The 18,078-nt window shown below is 71.9% G+C and carries 20 protein-coding genes; 9 read left to right on the top strand and 11 right to left on the bottom strand.

The window, feature by feature from the left end; all coding sequences use genetic code 11:
* Nucleotides 1–95: 95 nt before the first annotated feature.
* Nucleotides 96–1,379, bottom strand: coding sequence for an MFS transporter (locus OG207_RS17365; protein WP_329099439.1), 1,284 nt, complete (start codon nucleotides 1,377–1,379; stop codon nucleotides 96–98).
* A gap of 62 nt (nucleotides 1,380–1,441) precedes the next feature.
* On the opposite strand from OG207_RS17365, the gene OG207_RS17360 reads away from it, so the two are divergent.
* Both OG207_RS17360 and OG207_RS17355 read left to right on the top strand, forming a co-directional pair.
* A complete protein-coding gene (locus OG207_RS17360; RefSeq protein ID WP_329107700.1) occupies nucleotides 1,442–2,443 on the top strand; it encodes a LysR family transcriptional regulator in 1,002 nt (333 codons plus the stop codon).
* Between the two features lie 66 nt (nucleotides 2,444–2,509).
* A complete protein-coding gene (locus OG207_RS17355; RefSeq protein WP_329107698.1) occupies nucleotides 2,510–3,547 on the top strand; it encodes a hypothetical protein in 1,038 nt (345 codons plus the stop codon).
* On the opposite strand, the gene OG207_RS17350 is transcribed toward OG207_RS17355, so the two are convergent.
* The 3 genes from OG207_RS17350 to OG207_RS17340 form a co-directional block, all read right to left on the bottom strand.
* A complete protein-coding gene (locus OG207_RS17350; protein WP_329099438.1) occupies nucleotides 3,544–4,572 on the bottom strand; it encodes a helix-turn-helix transcriptional regulator in 1,029 nt (342 codons plus the stop codon). The two genes, OG207_RS17355 and OG207_RS17350, sit on opposite strands and share 4 nt — an antisense overlap.
* A 327-nt stretch (nucleotides 4,573–4,899) precedes the next feature.
* A complete protein-coding gene (locus OG207_RS17345; protein ID WP_329099437.1) occupies nucleotides 4,900–5,271 on the bottom strand; it encodes a cupin domain-containing protein in 372 nt (123 codons plus the stop codon).
* 81 nt (nucleotides 5,272–5,352) lie between these two features.
* Entirely contained in the window at nucleotides 5,353–6,087 is a 735-nt protein-coding gene (locus OG207_RS17340) for an alpha/beta hydrolase (protein WP_329099436.1), read from the bottom strand.
* Between the two features lie 113 nt (nucleotides 6,088–6,200).
* Here OG207_RS17340 and OG207_RS17335 point away from each other — a divergent pair, with 113 nt between their 5' ends.
* The 3 genes from OG207_RS17335 to OG207_RS17325 all read left to right on the top strand — a co-directional run bounded on the left by OG207_RS17335 (nucleotide 6,201) and on the right by OG207_RS17325 (nucleotide 8,656).
* Nucleotides 6,201–7,349 (top strand): adenosine deaminase, encoded by a 1,149-nt coding sequence (locus OG207_RS17335; RefSeq protein ID WP_329099435.1) that lies wholly within the window; start codon nucleotides 6,201–6,203, stop codon nucleotides 7,347–7,349.
* 139 nt (nucleotides 7,350–7,488) lie between these two features.
* Nucleotides 7,489–7,746, top strand: coding sequence for a hypothetical protein (locus tag OG207_RS17330; protein ID WP_329099434.1), 258 nt, complete (start codon nucleotides 7,489–7,491; stop codon nucleotides 7,744–7,746).
* Nucleotides 7,747–7,879: 133 nt separating this feature from the next.
* Entirely contained in the window at nucleotides 7,880–8,656 is a 777-nt protein-coding gene (locus tag OG207_RS17325) for a hypothetical protein (protein ID WP_329099433.1), read from the top strand.
* Between the two features lie 46 nt (nucleotides 8,657–8,702).
* Here OG207_RS17325 and OG207_RS17320 read toward each other — a convergent pair whose 3' ends face one another.
* From OG207_RS17320 to OG207_RS17300, 5 genes are all read right to left on the bottom strand, one after another.
* On the bottom strand, nucleotides 8,703–8,903 hold the full coding sequence (locus tag OG207_RS17320) for a PspC domain-containing protein (RefSeq protein ID WP_329099432.1): 201 nt from the start codon (nucleotides 8,901–8,903) through the stop codon (nucleotides 8,703–8,705).
* Nucleotides 8,904–8,940: 37 nt separating this feature from the next.
* On the bottom strand, nucleotides 8,941–9,513 hold the full coding sequence (locus OG207_RS17315) for a VanZ family protein (RefSeq protein WP_329099431.1): 573 nt from the start codon (nucleotides 9,511–9,513) through the stop codon (nucleotides 8,941–8,943).
* Between the two features lie 107 nt (nucleotides 9,514–9,620).
* Nucleotides 9,621–10,274, bottom strand: coding sequence for a PH domain-containing protein (locus tag OG207_RS17310; protein ID WP_329099430.1), 654 nt, complete (start codon nucleotides 10,272–10,274; stop codon nucleotides 9,621–9,623).
* Nucleotides 10,275–10,299: 25 nt separating this feature from the next.
* On the bottom strand, nucleotides 10,300–10,914 hold the full coding sequence (locus tag OG207_RS17305) for a class F sortase (protein ID WP_329099429.1): 615 nt from the start codon (nucleotides 10,912–10,914) through the stop codon (nucleotides 10,300–10,302).
* 128 nt (nucleotides 10,915–11,042) lie between these two features.
* Nucleotides 11,043–12,296 (bottom strand): hypothetical protein, encoded by a 1,254-nt coding sequence (locus tag OG207_RS17300; protein ID WP_329099428.1) that lies wholly within the window; start codon nucleotides 12,294–12,296, stop codon nucleotides 11,043–11,045.
* Between the two features lie 244 nt (nucleotides 12,297–12,540).
* On the opposite strand from OG207_RS17300, the gene deoC reads away from it, so the two are divergent.
* The 3 genes from deoC to OG207_RS17285 are packed head-to-tail and all read left to right on the top strand — an operon-like array spanning nucleotide 12,541 to nucleotide 15,831.
* On the top strand, nucleotides 12,541–13,503 hold the full coding sequence (gene deoC / locus OG207_RS17295) for a deoxyribose-phosphate aldolase (RefSeq protein WP_329107696.1): 963 nt from the start codon (nucleotides 12,541–12,543) through the stop codon (nucleotides 13,501–13,503).
* Between the two features lie 5 nt (nucleotides 13,504–13,508).
* Entirely contained in the window at nucleotides 13,509–14,945 is a 1,437-nt protein-coding gene (locus tag OG207_RS17290; RefSeq protein WP_030010884.1) for an aldehyde dehydrogenase family protein, read from the top strand.
* Nucleotides 14,938–15,831 carry an aldehyde dehydrogenase family protein gene (locus tag OG207_RS17285; RefSeq protein WP_329099427.1) on the top strand — a complete coding sequence of 298 codons (894 nt, stop codon included), beginning with the start codon at nucleotides 14,938–14,940 and terminating at the stop codon, nucleotides 15,829–15,831. Before OG207_RS17290 ends, OG207_RS17285 begins: the two co-directional genes overlap by 8 nt.
* Before the next feature lie 240 nt (nucleotides 15,832–16,071).
* Here the strand turns inward: OG207_RS17285 and OG207_RS17280 are convergent, their stop codons facing one another.
* Nucleotides 16,072–16,419 (bottom strand): hypothetical protein, encoded by a 348-nt coding sequence (locus OG207_RS17280; RefSeq protein ID WP_329099426.1) that lies wholly within the window; start codon nucleotides 16,417–16,419, stop codon nucleotides 16,072–16,074.
* A 51-nt stretch (nucleotides 16,420–16,470) separates the two neighbouring features.
* Between OG207_RS17280 and OG207_RS17275 the strand changes: the two genes are divergently transcribed.
* A complete protein-coding gene (locus tag OG207_RS17275) occupies nucleotides 16,471–17,172 on the top strand; it encodes a uridine kinase family protein (RefSeq protein WP_329099425.1) in 702 nt (233 codons plus the stop codon).
* A gap of 12 nt (nucleotides 17,173–17,184) precedes the next feature.
* On the opposite strand, the gene OG207_RS17270 is transcribed toward OG207_RS17275, so the two are convergent.
* A complete protein-coding gene (locus OG207_RS17270; protein ID WP_329099424.1) occupies nucleotides 17,185–18,069 on the bottom strand; it encodes a hypothetical protein in 885 nt (294 codons plus the stop codon).
* Between the last annotated feature and the right edge of the window lie 9 nt (nucleotides 18,070–18,078).

Here is an 18,078-nt window from a genome sequence, read left to right as displayed (position 1 = left end):
TCCCCATCCGGTCCTCCCCTGATCGCACACCGTCGTCCTCCGTTTTGAATGCCCGGAAAACGAGCCGGGGTTGCCTACGAGGGGCGTAATTTTCGTCAGCGCGCGCCCAGGGCCGACGCCGGCATCCGCCGCTCCGCGCGCGCCGCGTGCGACCCGTACAAGGTGATCGACACGACGCCGAGCACCGCCAGCAGCGCGATGCCGACCGTGGCCGCCCAGCCGGCCCCGTGGTAGGCCAGGGCGCCCAGGGTGCCGCCCGCGCTGGAGCCGAGGTAGTACGCCGACTGGTAGAGCGCGGAGGCCTGCGCCCGGCCCGTCTTCGCCGTCCGGCTCACCGCGGCCGAGGCCACCGCGTGCCCCGCGAAGAAGCCCGCGGTGATCAGGACCAGCCCGAGCACGATCGCCGCCAGGGAGTCGGACAGCGACAGCAGCAGCCCGAGCGCCGTGGTCGTCACGGCCAGGTACAGCGCGCCGCGCCGTCCGGTGCGGGCCACCAGCTTGCCGGCGGCGGCCGAAGAGACCGTACCGACCAGGTAGATCAGGAAGATCGACCCGATCACGCCCTGGCCGAGCGAGAACGGCTCGTCCACCAGGCGGTAGCCGATCACGGTGTAGACCGCGCCGAAGACCGTCATGAACAGCGCGCCGATCCCGTACAGGCGCAGCAGCAGCGGATCGCGCAGATGACCGGCGACGGTACGGCCCACCGCGCGCGGGTTCAGCGACGCCGGACGGAAGAACCGGGCCCGGGGCAGCAGTACCAGGAAGGCCACGGCGCACGCCAGCGCCACCAGGGCGACGGCCAACAGGCCCGCGCGCCAACCCCACAACTGCGCGGCCCAGCCGGTGACGAGACGACCGCTCATGCCGCCGATGGAGTTCCCCGCCACGAACAGGCCGATCGCTGCCACCAGGGCCTTCGGCTTGACCTCCTCCGCCAGGTACGCCATCGCGGAGGCCGGGATCCCGGCGATCGCCGCGCCCTGGACGGCGCGCAGCGCCACCAGCCACTCCACGTTCGGCGCGAACGGCACCAACAGGCCGACGCCGACGGCGATCACCATCGAGTACGTCATCATCCGGGTGCGGCCGAACCGCTCGGACAGTGCGCTCAGCGGGAGGACGAACAGCGCGAGCGCGCCGGTGGCCGCGGACACCGTCCAGCTGGCCCGGCCCGCCGTCACCCCGAAGCCGGCGGAGATCGCGGGCAACAGTGCCTGGGTGGAGTAGAGGAGGGCGAACGTCGCGAGTCCGGCGGCGAAGAGCGCGAGGCTCATCCGGCGGTAGCCGGGGCGGCCGGGGGAGAGGGGCTGCGGTGCGGGGGACGACGGGGTGGAGGCACCCGGGATGACGGGTGCCCCGGTATGAACGGGAGGCATGCTTCGACGGTAGGCCTGTTGGTTTCATGCGTCCAATGCACGGAATTGCAATAATCGATCCGCTGATGCATCAACCCAGCTCAGAGGCCTGGATGTCGATGAACCGTTACGTAGAAGACATGGCCGTAACAACCTTGCTCGCGCCGCGGCTGGCGTATTTCGTCGCCGTCGCCCGCCACGAGCACGTCACGCGCGCCGCCCACGAGCTGGGCGTCCCGCAGTCCACCCTGTCCCGCGCCATGGTCCGGCTCGAACAGGACCTCGGTGTCACGCTGTTCGCCCGCAAGGGCCGTACGGTCGCCCTCACCACGGCCGGCCGCACCTTCCTGGCCTCGGCCGAGCAGGCCCTCACGGAGATCGACCGTGCGGCCGAATCCGTACAGCAGGACGCCGATCCGGCGGCCGGCAAGGTGGCCTTCGGCTTCCTGCACACCCTCGGGTCCGAGACCGTACCCGGCCTCATCCGCGCCTTCCGCGCCGACCACCCGCGCATCCGCTTCTCCCTCGTCCAGAACTACGGCGAGGCCATGTTGGAGAAGCTGCGGGCCGGCGAACTCGACCTGTGCCTGACCTCCCCGCTGCCGGACGCGCCCGACCTGGTCGCCCGGCGCCTCGACGAACAGCGGCTGAGGCTGGTGGTCCCGGACGACCACCGGCTCGCGACCCGCAAGCGCATCCGCCTCGCCGAGGCCGCCGAGGAAACCTTCGTCACCCTGGAGCCCGGCTACGGCATGCGCCGCATCACCGACGCCCTGTGCGCGGAGGCCGGGTTCACCCCGAAGATCGCCTTCGAGGGCGAGGAGGCCGAGACCCTGCGCGGCCTGGTCGCCGCCGGCCTCGGCGTGGCCCTCCTGCCGCCCCCGGCCGTGGCCCGCCCCGGCGTGGTCGAGCTGACGGTCACCGCCCCGCGCGCCGTCCGCGAGATCGGCCTCGCCTGGCTCGACGGCCACCCCGACACCCCGCCGGTGGCGGAGTTCAAGCGCTTCCTCCTCTCCCGCCGCGGCCGCCTTATCCCGGAACTGGAACCGCTCGCGCCGCAGGAGGGCCACCAGCCCGAAAACTGATGGCCGTCCGCGGCCCCGGCGAGCAGAATCACGGGGTTGCCGGGTCGGGGGAGATGCTTTTTGGACGTGTTCGCGTGCGCCGGATGCGGTACGGAGCTGACGGCCCCGGTCTCCCGGGTCGCCCTCCCCGTCCACGCCTACTACGGGGCGTGGGAGCAACTGCACCCCCCGCTGATGGAGCCGGCGACGTACGCCGTCGAACCCCGGCCCAGCGGACCGCCCTGGCGGCTGTGGGACGAGGTCGGGGAGGAACTGGCGGCCGAGCAGGGGGTGTACCTGCCGCAGTACTGCGTGTCGTTCGGGTCGCGGGGTGCGGTCGTTATCGCGCCCGGCGACTCCCGGGGCATGGCCCTGATCCCCGAGAAGTGTGCGGGCCACTGCATGGGCATCGACGGTAGGGACGGACCCAATCTGGCTTGCGAGGGCTGCGGGCGCGCGGTGGCGACGCGGATGGACGACTGCGGGCTGTGGCAGACGGTGTGGCTGGAGCCCGCCGCCGTGCGGCGCGTGCCCTCTGGCCTGCCCGCCGTCCCGGTCCCCGGCTGGGACGAGCTGGTGCTGGAGTCGTACGCCGTGCCGCCCGTCGAGCTCGACGGTTCCTGGAGCCGCCGCTGGGCGGCCGCGGTTCCCGTGGCGCTCGCCCACCTGGTGGTGGCCTGCGAGGGCCGCCCGGTGGCGCTGCCCGGCCCCCTTGCCGAACTGGTCGGCGCCACCGCCGGCTGCCTGCCCGCCGGGCCCTCGGTCCTCACCAGCGGCCTGGCCGGGCCGGGCACGCCCGTGCCCCGGTCCGGCGCCGACGTCCTTCTCGTACCCCGCCACCCGGTCACGGGCGAGCCGTGGCGGCCCGCGTACGGCGGGGCCCCGTCCGTGGTGCCACTGGACATCGGGGTCTGGGCCCATCTCGTACTTCCGGGGGAGACCTCGCCGCTGCCCGCCTCCGGCACGCTGCCGGAAGGCGTCCTGCGCGATGACTACCCCTTGCCGCTGCGCCCGCGGCACGCGTTCTGGCCCCACCACCGGGCGTTCGGGAACACCCTGGCGTGCCTCCCCGGCATACGCCGCCCGGAGCTGCGCACCTACTACGACCGGTACGCCAGGACTTAGGCCGGGTCCGGCGGGGTCGGGGCCGGGTGCGAGGAGAGCAAGTAGCCCGCCTGGAAGCGGGACTTGGCGCCCACCGCGCGCATGATCTCCGCGATGTGGCGCTGGCAGGTGCGCTCCGACATGCCGAGGCGGCGCGCGATCACCTTGTCCTCCAGCCCCTCCGACAGCAGCCGGACGATCGTCTGCCGCAGCTCGTCCGAGATCGAACGGGCCGCCTCCGGGCTCACCGACGTGGGGAAGGGCTCCGCGCCCACCCAGGAGCGCTCGAAGGCCGTCGTCATGAAGTGCACGACGCTCGGCTCCCGCACCACCAGCGCCGCCCCGGTGCGGTCCGGCACCGCCATCACGCCCGTGTGGTCGTCGAAGATCAGCATCCGCATCAGCCCGTCGCCCAGGGTCCGTACCTGGGCGCCCAGTGCCGTCACCCGCTCGACGTACGCCGCCGTGGGCCGTGAGTAGCGTGCCGTGTGCTGGTAGATCGTGCGCATCCGGACCCCGCGGGTCAGCAGCGACTCGTCCCGCCCGATCGACTCCTCCAGCGTCTCCAGCGGGCGGCCCCCGCCCGGCTGCGAGGTCAGCAGCTCCCGCTCGCACGCCGCGACCAGCTCCGCGATCAGCCCCCGTACCGCCCCGAGGTCCGTCACGAGCTCCAGCCGGCCCGATCCGCTGAGGTCCCGCTGCGCGGTCCCCGCCTCGTACGCGGGTACCAGGGCCTCCAGGCGCCCGCGCAGCCGGTCCATCTCGTCGTGGGTCTCCCGTACGAGCAGGGCCAGCGGAGCCAGGGCCCGGGCCGCGGCGGCCCGGGGGGCCACCGCGCTCCAGCGGTCCGGTTCGTCGCCCGGGGCCCGCTGGAGCAGGTGCGCGGCCGCCAGCTCGGTGATCGCCGCGGCCGCGCGCACCCCCAGGGCTCCGGTGGCCTCGCGCAGGTCAAAGGCGTGCCGCTCGACGGCGTACGCGTACAGGCGCCGGGCGGCGGGGCTCAGCTCCCAGGCCGCTGCGGCCGGCCCGGATTCCTCGGCAGGCATAGGCGTATGCGTCCCGAGATGGGCCGGTTTGTAAACCCCTCGTATTCCCGCAAGGCGGCAAGACGACGCCAGGACGGCCGCCCCCGGCACATGCCGGAGCGGCACAGTGGTCAGCACGGCGTGAGGGGGAAGCGCGGTATGCGGCAGCGAACACCCAGGCGAGGACGGGGGCCCGTGTCCTGCTGAGCCCGCGGCCCGCCGTGGTGGTCGCGCCGGATCCGTCGGTGCCATCCGACCGTGAGGGGGCGGAGCGGCGGGCACGGACGGTCTGGTGCGACCTCGAAGGGTGCGACCTCGAGGGGTGCGACCTCGAAGGACGCGGGTCCGTCAGTCGGTCGCCGGCTTCGCGTAGTCGCCGTAGCCGGTCCAGTCCAGCGCGACGCACGGCTCGTCACCGAGGACCCAGGCGTCGTGCCCGGGGGCGATCTGGATGAAGTCGCCCGGGCCGACCTCGCCGCTCTCCCCGTCGTCCATGACGATCTTCATTCGGCCGCTCACGACGTACCCGGTGTGGGCGGAGAGGCAGCTGTCCGTGCCGGCCAGCGGCTTGATGTGCAGCGACCAGCGCCACCCCGGTTCGAAGACCGCGCGCCCGACCGCCCCGCCCTCGGTGTTGAACAGGTCCAGCCTGCCGGTGCCGGCCTCGAAGGGGCGCGTCTCATCGGGCCTGTCGAAGTTCCTGTGGACCAATCCGCCCATGGCCGGTCGCCTCCGGGAGTTGAGCAGCGCCCCGAGTCCACTTCCCACGGTACGCGCGCCGAGCCGCGCCGCGCCCGTGGATCACCTCCTCAACGACCTCCCGAAGCCCGAGGCCAGCGGCATCCGCAGGCCCAGTGGCGGGGGCGCGGCCAGGGCGTCCGTCACCGGCCGCGAGTACCGCCCCGAACAGACCGCGCCCAGGACGAAGTCGACGGCCAGCGCCACCACTTCCGGCTGGTGCTCGCGCAGCCCGTGGCCGTCCGAGTGCACCTCGAAGCGGCAGGTCGAACGATTCGCCTTCTTCGCGCGCGCCGCCAGCCGGAAGGACGCCTCCGGGTCGCTGCGCGCGTCGTTGGTGCCGTGCACGATCAACACCTGGCGCCCCGACAGCTGTTTCACCGGTTCGGGGCAGTCGGCCCGGGCCGTCGCCCCTAAGCAAGGGGCGATCGCCACGACCGAGTTGACGGCCCCGTGTCCCGCCGCCCGCAGGGCGGCCAGGCCCCCCGCGTCGTAGCCGACCAGGCACACCGGTACGTCCCCGTACCGCCGCACCGCCTCGTCGGCGGCCCACCCCGCCTGCTCCTCCCGGGCGGAGTCCCCGCCGTGGATGACCAGGTGCGTGACCAGCCCCTCCGCCCCGCCCGCCCGGGCCAGCGCCCGCGCGAGCGGACGCGTGGGACCCGGCGAGAACCGGGAGGCCCCGGGTAGCAGGAGCACCACCCCGTTGACCGCACTTTCCGTCGAACCCGAGCCGGTTCTCGCGCCGGCCGCCCGCCCCAGGCGGGCCCCGCGCGCCGGCGGCGCATGCTGTGCCATGGCGGAACAGTCTCAGACCTTCAGGTGTACGCCATCCGTCCGCGCGGTCTCTGTTACATATCGACGCCCGCCGGGGACATTCCGCTCTACGCGCGTAGGAGTAGAGTGCGCAGATGACGAGCGAGACCCCCAACCTGCCGACCCCGGATCAGATCCGTCGTTCCCCGAAGGTGCTGCTGCACGATCACCTCGACGGCGGACTGCGTCCCGGGACCATCATCGAGCTGGCCCGCGAGGTCGGCTACGAGAACCTCCCCGAGACCGACGCCGACAAGCTCGGCATCTGGTTCCGCGAGGCCGCCGACTCCGGTTCCCTGCCGCGCTACCTGGAGACCTTCGCGCACACCTGCGCGGTCATGCAGACGAAGGCCGCCCTCTTCCGGGTCGCCGCCGAGTGCGCCGAGGACCTGGCCGAGGACGGCGTCGTGTACGCCGAGATCCGCTACGCGCCCGAGCAGCACCTGGAAGCCGGTCTGACCCTCGAAGAGGTCGTCGAGGCCGTGAACGACGGCTTCCGCGAGGGCGAGCGCCGCGCGAAGGCCGGCGGCCACCGCATCCGCGTCGGCGCCCTGCTGACCGCGATGCGCCACGCCGCCCGCGCGCTGGAGATCGCCGAACTGGCGAACCGCTACCGCGACAACGGTGTGGTCGGCTTCGACATCGCCGGCGCCGAGGCCGGGTTCCCTCCCACCCGCCACCTCGACGCCTTCGAGTACCTCAAGCGCGAGAACAACCACTTCACCATCCACGCGGGCGAGGCCTTCGGCCTGCCGTCGATCTGGCAGGCCCTGCAGTGGTGCGGCGCCGACCGCCTCGGTCACGGCGTGAAGATCATCGACGACATCGAGGTCGCCGAGGACGGTTCCGTGACCCTGGGCCGTCTGGCCTCGTACGTCCGGGACAAGCGCATCCCCCTGGAGATGTGCCCGACCTCGAACCTGCAGACCGCCGCGGCCGCCTCGTATGCCGAGCACCCGATTGGTCTGCTGCGCAAGCTGCACTTCAGGCTCACGGTCAACACGGACAACCGCCTGATGAGCGGCACCAGCATGAGCCGCGAGTTCGAGCACCTGGTCGACACCTTCGGCTACACCCTCGACGACATGCAGTGGTTCACCGTCAATGCGATGAAGTCCGCGTTCATTCCTTTCGATGAACGACTGGCCATGATCAATGAAGTGATCAAGCCCGGTTACGCGGAGCTGAAGTCGGAGTGGCTGTTCCAGCAGACCGCTTCCACCAGCGGTTCCGTCTCGGCCTAGGCCACGGCTTTACCCCGCGAAAGCGCCCGGGAGGGAGAATCCCCGGGCGCTTTCGCGTATTTAAGGATGTTTGCGGACGGGGGTTTGAAGTGACTAGTTTGCGGAGCCGCTCAATTCCCCGTCGCAAGGACAACTCTTCATGAAGAAGTCAGCTGCCAAGACCCTCGGTACCGCCGTTCTCGGTGTCGCCTTCGCCGCGGTCGCCGCCGGCACCGCCTCCGCCGCCGTTCCGGCGGTCGGCCTCACCGACGCGCTGGGCTCCGCCGCGGGCATGCTCCAGGGCGCCACCAGCCAGCAGCAGGTGAGCGGCGGGGCCCAGCAGTCGAGCGACCCCACCTCTCAGATCACCGGAGCCCTGACTCCGCTGACCGGCGCTCTGAACGGCCTCGGCAGCTGAGACCGCTCTCGCCGTGATGCGTACACGTGTGCGGCGGGCGCATGCCCTTTCGACCGGGTATGTCTCCCACCGCACCGTGTGCCACGATCGCCACCAACTGCCCGCCTACGTCTTGGGTATGAGGTTCTCGGTCATGCGCATGAAGGCACGAGCGACGATGGTCGCGCTGGTCCCCACCCTGCTCTTCGCGGCCGTGGGGTGCAGCAGTACGAACACCCCCGCGACGGGCAGGACCCCCGATCCCAAAGGCTCCGCGGGCAGCGCCTCCGCCGCGCCCGGAGCCCCGGCGCCGTCTGCCGCGGTGACGGGAGCGGCCGCGCCGAAGACCGGTGGCAGCAGGCTTGAGCGGTCCGCGCTGGCACAGGGTGACCTGCCCGGCTACCAGGTCTCCGCCCAGGGCAAGAACCCCAACGCCCCGGACGGCCAGCCGCAGGCCGACAAGAAGGCCTGCCAGCCGTTGGCCGACATCATGGGCGACGAGCCGGACCCGTCCGCGCGCGAGACCCTCAGCCGCGGCGTCGGCTCCCAGAAGCAGGTCGGGCTGGCCGTCTCCGCTTCCGTCAGCTCCTACTCCGAGAGCGACGCCAAGGCACTGGTCGCCCGGCTCAAGGCCGCCGTCGCCGCCTGCGGTACCGGCTTCTCCGCCAAGATCGAGAAGCAGACCGGGGCCTACCGCGAGGTGCGCCCCGCCGACTTCCGCGCGGGCGGCGACGAGAGCGTCAGCTGGACCATGACCGCCGCCGCCGAGGGCGTCTCGGCACAGGTCCACCTGGTCGTCGTGCGCGAGGGCGACACCGTCGTGCGGCTGATGGCCCTCAACGTGGCGGCGACCCAGCAGAAGGCGCAGGTGCCGCAGGAAGTGGCCGACAAGCAGCTGGAGAAGATCCGCAAGGTCCAGCAGGCCGGCTGACGGGTGACCGGTCGAGCCGACGACCCGTCGGCCGCCGGCCCCCGGACTACCAGGCGGTCGAAGCGGACTTCTCGTTCGGCAGCAGGACCCACAGCGCTATGTAGACCAGGAACTGCGGGCCGGGCAGCAGGCACGAGACGACGAAAATGGCGCGCATCGCGTTGGCGGAAATTCCGAAACGCCGCGCCAGTCCGGCGCAGACTCCGCCGATCCAGCGGCCGTCACGGGGGCGGACCAGGGCGCTCATGAGGTTCTCCTTCGTCGGTATCGCTCTCTGCGATGGCTCAATACTCCCGCTGGACCGCCGACAGGACGTCGGTCCAGGGGCCGAGCCCGACCCTGGAAATCTTCGGGGTATCCCCCTGATAAACGGTGTGTGAGCGCCTCAGCCGGGCCCTCAGTGCCGGTACGACGGCCACGTGCGCGAGCACCACACCGGCGGTGTTCAGCAGCACCGAGTCCACGTCCACGACCTGCCCCGGAACCGCGGTCTGCAGCATCTCGATGCACACCGAGACCAGCGCACCCGCGGCAGCCGTCCGGACCAGCGAGGACCACGCGGACAGGGCCGACGGAGCGAGCCGTCCGCTGATCAACGGCACCAACACCCCGAGCGGCGCCAGCAGCGCGAGCCCCTCGCCGATCTGCCGGGCGGCCTCCAGCGGACCGAGGGCCAGGTCCGCCGTGATCCCCTCCAGCGGACTCAGATTGGCCGCAGCGGCCCAGGGCACGTCCAGCGGCCGCAGGGTCAGCCAGCCGACGACCACGAAATGGGCCGCGAGCAGGAGCCCGGCCAGGAGTCGGAGACGGAGGTGGATCGCGGTGGTGGCGCTTTCGCCGGCCTCATGACGCTGCACACCTGCGAGGACGCATCACCCGGTAGCCACGGTTCCGGCCAAGAGGGGGGTGTGGTGGGGAGCACCCGACCGCACCCGACGGGCCCGGGACCCGGAGTTCCGGCCGGTCAGCGCGTGGCGATGAGGACGATCAGGAGCAGCACGCCGACCAGGGCGGGCGCGATGATCTCGTACGACCAGCGCACGCGCACGCTGCCCTGCGCGCCCGGCCGTGCGGCGTTCAGCTCGGCCAACCCCTGGAGCTCGTCGACGATCCGGTCGGCGTTGGCCCGCATCGGTTCGGAGTCGGCGGCGGAGGTACGGGCCCGCGCGGCGGGCTGGCCCGAGCTGCCCGGGTCGCGACGGTCGATCGCGTTGCGGCGCATCTGCTGCCGGTGGGCCTTCTTCCGCTCCCGCAGCGAGACCGGCACGGACCAGAGCTGGTACTTCGATCCCTCGGCCAGCACCTCGGCCGAGTAGCCGGCGCGCACGGCGTCCACGGCCGCCCAGGGCAGCTCGATGATCCGGAAGGGGTTCCGCACGCGCAACCGGTCCTCGTTGGCGAAGACGGCAGGGCGGATCGTGAACGCGACGACCAGCGGTACGGCGGTGAGCGCCACCGCCAGTCCGATCCACGGGGTGCTGCCGGAGCCCCGCAGGACGGCGTCGCCGCAGAGCCAGGCGATCAGTGCGAGCAGCAGTACCCCCGAGACGACGCCCATGGAGGATCGGTAGACCCGGTCTGCGTACACCGGTTCGTCGGTCGGCTGCTGGCTGCTCATGGGGTCGATTCTGCCCCACGCCCCCTCAGCCCACGAGATCGGCGTACAGGATGATGTTGTCGGGCCGGTGGCCGTCGGTGAGCTCGCCGCCGCAGGTGATGACGCGCAGCTCGGGGCGGGTGGTGTCCCCGTACACCTTGGCGGTCGGGAACTCCTTCTTCCCGACCTGCTCCAGCTCCCGGACGCGGAAGACGGCGGTGGTGCCGTCGGCCCGGGAGACGGTGATCTCCTCGCCGGTGCGCACGCGCGAGACGTCCTTGAGCACGGCCGGGCCGCGCTCGGTGTCGAAGTGGCCGATCAGCACGGCGGGACCGGTCTGGCCGGGCGTGACGCCCTTGGTGTACCAGCCGATCTTGTCGGCGTCGGCCACCGAGGGCACCTCGACGGCGCCGTCGGCGGTGAGCCCCAACCCCAGGATCGGGGAGGCGTCCACCCCGGCCGAGGGGATGCGCACGCGGACGGGCTCGGAGGCGGTCATCGGGCCGGCGGCCGGGGCTTCGGCCGGAGCGGCGGAGGCAGCGGTGACGTGCGGGGCCGGGTCCGTGGCCGGGTCCGCGGCGGGGGCGCCGCCGCAGCCGGTCAGGGCGGCGAGGGCGAGCGGGGCGAGCAGTGCGGTGGCGCGGAGGGCGGCGCGGGACATGCGGGGCTCCTGAACGGGGACCGGCGGGCCACCCCGAGGGTGGCCCGCCGAGGGCGTGTCCGGCCCGATAGGCGAGACACCCCCATGAGGGGAAGGGTGACGCGGGGGCCGCGCGGGGCGGCCGTTCGTCAGCTGTGGCTGCGGCGACGGCGCAGGACGGTCGCACCGAGCGCGGCGGAGACCGCGAGGAGGCCGGCGCCAGCGGCGACGGTGGTGCTGTTGTCGGTGTCCTCGGACGCGATCTCGGCGCCCGCGGCGACGGAACCCTGGGGGACGACGGTGGTCTGGCCCACGGTCTGGGCGGAGACGTTCGTGGCGGTCACCGGCTTCGCGGTGGAGGGCTCGGGCTTCGGGGCCGGGGTCTCCTCCGTGACCTTGTAGTCGAGGGTGCAGCCCTTGGGGAGCGCGGGGAAGTTCTCGAAGCCGGACGGGACGTTGTCGCCGCCCTGGGTCTTCCATTCGAAGACGGGCTTGGCGCCGCTCGGGTTGTTGATGCGGGAGAAGTAGTCCGGCGAACCCTTGGGGTTGAAGCGGGTGAGGGTCTGGTTCCAGGTGCCGGCGGGGTCGCTACCGTGCATGACGGCCTTGGGGCCCATGGAGGACATGGTCAGGTCGGCCTGCAGGCCGGCGCCGAGGTCGACCTGCTTGACCTTGGAGACGCACGAGGTGGGCCTGTCGTTGGTGGTCGGGTAGCTCGGCTTGCACCCCTTGGGGAGCGCGGGGAACGCGACCTGGCCGAGCACGTCGTTGCCGCCCTGCGTCTTCCACTCGAAGACGGGCTTGGCACCGCTCGGGTTCACGATCCGGGCGATGAAGCCGGCGGACACCGAGGGGTGGCTGCGGTTCAGTTCGTCGAAGTTGCGGCCGCGGTCGGCGGCCTCGAAGAGCAGCACCTTCGGGCCCTGCTCGGAGATGAACAGCTCGGCATACATCCCCGCGCCGATGTCCTGCCCGATCGGGCCGACCTGGCAGTCCGTGCTGGGCTCGTCCTCGGGCAGCGTCCACGACTTGGTCGAACCGTCCTTGGTCGCGGTCAGGACGTGGCCCTTGCCGCTCTTGACCAGCTTCAGCTCCAGCCCGTTGGCCGAGATGGCCGGCCCGCCCGGGGTGAGCACCCCGAGGCTGCGGGTCGGGAAGGTGTTCGGGTCCTCCGAACCGACGGCGAGGATCTCGACCTCCGGGCCGCCGGCAGTGTGGCGCACCACCGCGGTGAACCCGGGGGCGACGTCGATCTGCGTGTCCGCTCCGTAGCCGTGGCCCGCGGTGGGCGCGGCGGGTGCGGCCTGCGGGGCGGTGGCCGCGTACGCAGTGCCCGCGATCGGGGCGAGGAGGGCACCGGCGAGGACGGCGGTGGAGATGGAGGCACGGAGGACGGTACGCATAACGACTCCTTGAAGCGTTGTTCGGGAAGGGTGGAGGAGAGTCGCATGCCGCGGTTTTCTCTTTCGGTGAGAGCCGGATGAGTGTCTGGCGGGCTGCTGAGAACAAAGTTACGGATCTTGTGCGTGCGGAAGATCCTGCTCCTGTCATCGCCTCGTAACAGAGAGTGGAGGTGTCGATTCCGTCGCGGATCCAGGGGCGGGGGTGACAGGTCGCTACGCGCGTAGATATGCTCATCTGGTGACCATGCCCACCACCCTCACCGCATTCGCTGACGTGACGACGTCCGACAGTGCGCTGCGCCGCTTCCTGCACGGGCTGCCCGGCGTCGACGCTGTCGGCCTGGAGGCCCGCGCGGCCTCCCTCGGCACCCGTTCGATCAAGACGACGGCCAAGGCGTACGCCATCGACCTGGCCATTTCGATGATCGACCTGACGACGCTGGAAGGCGCGGACACCCCGGGCAAGGTCCGGGCGCTCTCCGCCAAGGCCGTCAATCCCGATCCGACCGACCGTACGACTCCGATGACGGCCGCCGTCTGCGTCTACCCCGACATGGTGGCCACGGCGAAGGCCGCGCTGAACGGCGCCGACGTCAAGATCGCCTCCGTCGCGACCGCCTTCCCGGCCGGCCGTGCCGCCCTGCCCGTCAAGCTCGCGGACACCCGTGACGCCGTCACCGCCGGCGCCGACGAGATCGACATGGTCATCGACCGTGGCGCCTTCCTCGCCGGCCGCTACCTGGAGACGTACGAGCTGATCAAGGCCGTCAAGGAGGCCTGCGTCCGCGAGGACGGCAGCGCCGCGCGCCTGAAGGTCATCTTCGAGACCGGCGAGCTGTCGACCTACGACAACATCCGCCGCGCCTCCTGGATCGGCATGCTGGCGGGCGCCGACTTCATCAAGACGTCGACCGGCAAGGTCGGGGTCAACGCCACTCCGGCGAACACCCTGCTCATGCTCGAAGCCGTACGCGACTTCCGCGCGCAGACTGGAATCCAGATCGGCGTGAAGCCGGCCGGCGGCATCCGCACCACCAAGGACGCGATCAAGTTCCTGGTCCTGGTCAACGAGACCGCGGGCGAGGACTGGCTGAGCAACCACTGGTTCCGCTTCGGCGCCTCCAGCCTGCTCAACGACCTGTTGATGCAGCGCCAGAAGCTGAGCACCGGCCGTTACTCCGGTCCCGACTACGTGACGGTGGACTGATCACCATGGCATCTGCATTCGAGTACGCACCGGCTCCCGAGTCCCGCTCGGTCGTCGACATCGCCCCCTCCTACGGGCTCTTCATCGACGGTGAGTTCACCGACGCCGCCGACGGCAAGGTCTTCAAGACCGTCTCGCCGAGCAGCGAGGAGGTCCTCGCCGAGGTCGCCCAGGCGGGCGCCGCCGACGTGGACCGCGCCGTCAAGGCCGCCCGCAAGGCCTTCGCCTCCTGGTCCGCGCTGCCGGGCTCCGAGCGCGCCAAGTACCTCTTCCGCATCGCCCGGATCATCCAGGAGCGCAGCCGCGAGCTCGCCGTCCTGGAGACCCTGGACAACGGCAAGCCGATCAAGGAGACCCGCGACGCGGACCTCCCCCTGGTCGCCGCGCACTTCTTCTACTACGCGGGCTGGGCCGACAAGCTCGACCACGCGGGCTACGGCCCGAACCCGCGCCCCCTCGGCGTGGCCGGCCAGGTCATCCCGTGGAACTTCCCGCTGCTGATGCTGGCCTGGAAGATCGCCCCGGCGCTCGCCACCGGCAACACGGTCGTGCTGAAGCCCGCCGAGACGACCCCCCTGTCCGCACTGTTCTTCGCGGACATCTGCCGTCAGGCGGGCCTGCCCAAGGGCGTCGTCAACATCCTCACCGGCTACGGCGACGCGGGCGCGGCCCTCGTCGAGCACCCGGACGTCAACAAGGTCGCCTTCACCGGCTCGACCGCAGTGGGCAAGAAGATCGCCCGCCACGTCGCCGGCACCGACAAGAAGGTCACCCTGGAGCTGGGCGGCAAGGGCGCCAACATCGTCTTCGACGACGCCCCCATCGACCAGGCCGTCGAGGGCATCGTCAACGGCATCTTCTTCAACCAGGGCCAGGTCTGCTGCGCGGGCTCCCGTCTGCTGGTCCAGGAGTCGATCCACGACGAGCTGCTGGACTCCCTCAAGCGCCGCCTCTCCACGCTGCGCCTGGGCGACCCGCTCGACAAGAACACCGACATCGGCGCGATCAACTCCGCCGAGCAGCTCGCCCGGATCACCGCGCTCGCGGAGACCGGCGAGGCCGAGGGCGCCGAGCGCTGGTCCCCGGCGTGCGAGCTGCCGTCCTCCGGCTACTGGTTCGCCCCGACGCTCTTCACGAACGTCACCCAGGCACACACCGTGGCCCGTGACGAGATCTTCGGCCCGGTGCTGTCCGTGCTGACCTTCCGCACGCCCGACGAGGCCGTCGCCAAGGCCAACAACAGCCAGTACGGCCTGTCCGCCGGCATCTGGACGGAGAAGGGCTCGCGCATCCTCGCGGTCGCGAACCAGCTGCGCGCCGGAGTCGTCTGGGCCAACACGTTCAACAAGTTCGACCCGACCTCGCCCTTCGGCGGCTACAAGGAGTCGGGCTTCGGCCGCGAGGGCGGCCGCCACGGCCTGGAGGGCTACCTCGATGTCTGAGTCGACCCGTCTGAACGTCTTCAAGACCTACAAGCTGTACGTCGGGGGCAAGTTCCCCCGCTCCGAGAGCGGCCGGGTGTACGAAGTGACGGACTCCAAGGGCAAGTGGCTGGCCAACGCCCCCCTGTCCTCCCGCAAGGACGCGCGTGACGCGGTCGTCGCGGCCCGCAAGGCCTTCGGCGGCTGGTCCGGCGCGACCGCGTACAACCGCGGGCAGATCCTCTACCGCATCGCCGAGATGCTGGAGGGCCGCCGCGAGCAGTTCGTCCGCGAGGTCGGCGAGGCCGAGGGCCTGTCGAAGTCGAAGGCCGGCGCGGTCGTCGACGCGGCGATCGACCGCTGGGTCTGGTACGCGGGCTGGACCGACAAGATCGGCCAGATCGTGGGCGGGGCCAACCCCGTCGCGGGCCCGTTCTTCAACCTCTCCACCCCGGAGCCGACCGGTGTGGTCACGGTCGTGGCCCCGCAGGAGTCGTCCTTCCTGGGCCTGGTCTCGGTGATCGCCCCGGTGATCGCGACGGGCAACACCGTCGTCGTCATCGCCAGCGAGAAGTCCCCGCTGCCGGCCCTGTCCCTGGGCGAGGTGCTCGCCACCTCCGACCTGCCCGGCGGCGTGGTCAACATCCTGTCCGGCAAGGCCGGCGAGATGGGCCCGCACCTTGCGTCCCACCAGGACGTCAACGCGATCGACCTGGCCGGAGCCGATGCGGCGCTGGCCAAGGAGCTGGAGATCGCGGCGGCCGACAACCTCAAGCGCGTCCTGCGTCCACAGCCTGTGGACGACTGGAGCGCCGACCCGGGCACCTCCCGGATGACGGCGTTCCTGGAGACCAAGACCGTCTGGCACCCGACCGGGTCGCTGGGCGCGGGCGGCTCGTCCTACTAGTCCTCCCGGGGCAGGCCCCGTTGTACGAGACCGGCCCCGGCAGCGTCCCCCGCGCTGCCGGGGCCTCCTTCTTTCGGGCTCGGTTCGCCTCCGGCGGCGCTTCTGCCGGCTCCAGGCGTGCGTGCGTCCTCGAAACCGTTCGTTCCTCACGGTTCCTCCGGGCGCTCGCCCGCCTTCGCCGGCGCGCCGCCTTCGGCTCACTCGCCGGGGGCGTGTGCCGGCTCCAGGCGTGGTGGGACCTCAGCGGGGGGCGAGGGGGCCCAGGAGGGACGAGACCGTCGCCGCGGGCAGCTCGCCCACCGAGGGCCCCTGGGTCAGGATGCCGGTGACCATGCCGGTCCCGACGGACGGGAAGTCGGCGACCTTCGTGGCGACGCCGTTGTCCAGCGGGTCCACGCCGGTGTGGGCGAGCGGGTTCACCTTGAGGTTCGCGATCGGGTCGGTGACCCCGGCCACGGCGGCCGGGAGGTCGAGCTCGCCGGCCTGGGCGCCGCCCGCCGCCATCGCCAGGGCCGCGCCGGCCATCGAGACGGTCAGTCCGGCGGTGCGGAGCCGGTTCGGAAGGGAAGGGGCTGCGTGACGTGCCATGGAGATCCCGCCTGAGGTCGTGGTCGCGTGCGCACGCAGCGTAGTTGAGGTGTGTTCCTGGACACCAACCGGTCACCGGGAGGATCCCCTACCCGGGGGAATGGTTCAGACTGGTGTCCCGTGAGCTCCCCCTCTACTTCACCGACCCGCGTCGTCCTGCTGACCGGTCCGTCGGGCTCCGGAAAATCCTCGCTGGCCGCCCGCTCAGGGCTGCCCGTGCTGCGCCTCGACGACTTCTACAAGGAGGCCGTCGACCCCACCCTGCCGCTCGTCGACGGCAGCTCCGACATCGACTGGGACTCCCCGCAGTCCTGGGACGCGGACGCGGCGGTCGCCGCGATCGCCGACCTGTGTGCGGCGGGGCGGACCGACGTTCCCGTCTACGACATCGCGACGAGCTCCCGCACGGGCACCGAAACCCTCGACATCGCCCGCACTCCGCTGTTCATCGCGGAGGGCATCTTCGCCGCCGACGTGGTCGCCCGCTGCCAGCAGCTCGGCCTCCTCGCGGACGCCATCTGCCTGCGGGGGCGCCCCTCCACGACCTTCCGTCGCCGGCTGGTCCGTGACCTGCGGGAGGGCCGCAAGTCGGTGCCGTTCCTGCTGCGCAGGGGCCTGCGGCTGATGCGCGCCGAACGCGGCATCGTGGCCCGCCACGTCGCGCTGGGCGCGCACGCCTGCGCGGGCGACGAGGCTCTTGGCCGCCTGGCGGCGGCTGCGGCGGGCCGCCACCGTGCGGCGGCCCCGGCGTAGGGGGCGTCTCGCTCACCGGCGGGACCAGCGCTCCGTCAGGGTGCTGAGCGCGGCCGCGGCCCGGTCGAGGCCGCGGTCGTCGCCGCGGAGCGTCTTGTTCAGCTCGACGTGGAGGAAGCGGGACTGCCGGTCGGCGGCGGTCCGGCCCTGTTCGTTCTCCCGGCCGGCGAGCTTGCAGCGCGCGGAGTACGCCGTGCAGACCTCCAGCCCGTCGCGCCGCAGCGCGGCGGTCAGCTGTTCCGCGTCCGCCACGGCGCTGTCGCCGGCGCCCGTGGAGACCACCGCGTCGCGTCCGCGGAACGAATCGTCGGCGAAGCCGTGCAGCTGGACCCCCGGCAGGTTCCGCCGTGCCAGCTCCGCCACCACGCCGTGGAAGACCGAGTCGTCACGGTGTGCCACGTCCGCCGCCCCGTCCTCGCCCGCATCGCGGTGGGCGCCCGCGAGCACCAGCACCCCGCCGGGTGCGCCGCGCAGCACCCGCGCCCCCAGGAGTTCGGTGCGGGCGTCGGCGACGGGGTGGGGGACCTGGACCGACCAGTGTGCGGGCCGGTCGAGATCGACGTACACCCGGCCCCAGCCGCGGCTGGTGTGGCCCGATTCACTCACCCCGTCCGCCACTTCGGCGTACCGGCGTCCGCCGGCGGCGTCCGTGACGGTGCGGAGGGTGAAGTCGATCTCGGCGAAGCCGGTCCGGGCGGCTTCCGGATCGCCGTCGAGCAGGTGGGCAAAGGCCCTGGTGAACGCGAGTCGTTCCTGGTCCGTGGGGGTGCGGTAGCCGCCGCGCTCGCTGAAGCCGGCGGTGAAGCGGGCGATCCGCTGCTCCAGGTCGATGTCGGCCGAGCGCTGTGGAGAGGGACCGGCCGGACGGGTCGGCGGCGCACTTTCCGGGCGCTCCACCCAAAGAGT

It is taken from the genome of Streptomyces sp. NBC_01439, from assembly GCF_036227605.1.
GTDB lineage: Bacteria > Actinomycetota > Actinomycetes > Streptomycetales > Streptomycetaceae > Streptomyces.
The sequence above is the reverse complement of the archived record's forward strand: the minus strand, read 5'-3'. Positions and strand labels throughout refer to the sequence as shown.

Coding starts and splice junctions, on each gene's coding strand:
- OG207_RS17365 (WP_329099439.1), bottom strand. CDS start 1,379: ATGCCTCCCGTTCATACCGGGGCACCCGTCATCCCGGGTGCCTCCACC.
- OG207_RS17340 (WP_329099436.1), bottom strand. CDS start 6,087: ATGGCACAGCATGCGCCGCCGGCGCGCGGGGCCCGCCTGGGGCGGGCG.
- OG207_RS17325 (WP_329099433.1), top strand. CDS start 7,880: ATGCGCATGAAGGCACGAGCGACGATGGTCGCGCTGGTCCCCACCCTG.
- OG207_RS17305 (WP_329099429.1), bottom strand. CDS start 10,914: ATGTCCCGCGCCGCCCTCCGCGCCACCGCACTGCTCGCCCCGCTCGCC.
- OG207_RS17320 (WP_329099432.1), bottom strand. CDS start 8,903: ATGAGCGCCCTGGTCCGCCCCCGTGACGGCCGCTGGATCGGCGGAGTC.
- OG207_RS17350 (WP_329099438.1), bottom strand. CDS start 4,572: ATGCCTGCCGAGGAATCCGGGCCGGCCGCAGCGGCCTGGGAGCTGAGC.
- OG207_RS17285 (WP_329099427.1), top strand. CDS start 14,938: ATGTCTGAGTCGACCCGTCTGAACGTCTTCAAGACCTACAAGCTGTAC.
- OG207_RS17345 (WP_329099437.1), bottom strand. CDS start 5,271: ATGGGCGGATTGGTCCACAGGAACTTCGACAGGCCCGATGAGACGCGC.
- OG207_RS17290 (WP_030010884.1), top strand. CDS start 13,509: ATGGCATCTGCATTCGAGTACGCACCGGCTCCCGAGTCCCGCTCGGTC.
- OG207_RS17300 (WP_329099428.1), bottom strand. CDS start 12,296: ATGCGTACCGTCCTCCGTGCCTCCATCTCCACCGCCGTCCTCGCCGGT.
- deoC (WP_329107696.1), top strand. CDS start 12,541: ATGCCCACCACCCTCACCGCATTCGCTGACGTGACGACGTCCGACAGT.
- OG207_RS17280 (WP_329099426.1), bottom strand. CDS start 16,419: ATGGCACGTCACGCAGCCCCTTCCCTTCCGAACCGGCTCCGCACCGCC.
- OG207_RS17310 (WP_329099430.1), bottom strand. CDS start 10,274: ATGAGCAGCCAGCAGCCGACCGACGAACCGGTGTACGCAGACCGGGTC.
- OG207_RS17330 (WP_329099434.1), top strand. CDS start 7,489: ATGAAGAAGTCAGCTGCCAAGACCCTCGGTACCGCCGTTCTCGGTGTC.
- OG207_RS17335 (WP_329099435.1), top strand. CDS start 6,201: ATGACGAGCGAGACCCCCAACCTGCCGACCCCGGATCAGATCCGTCGT.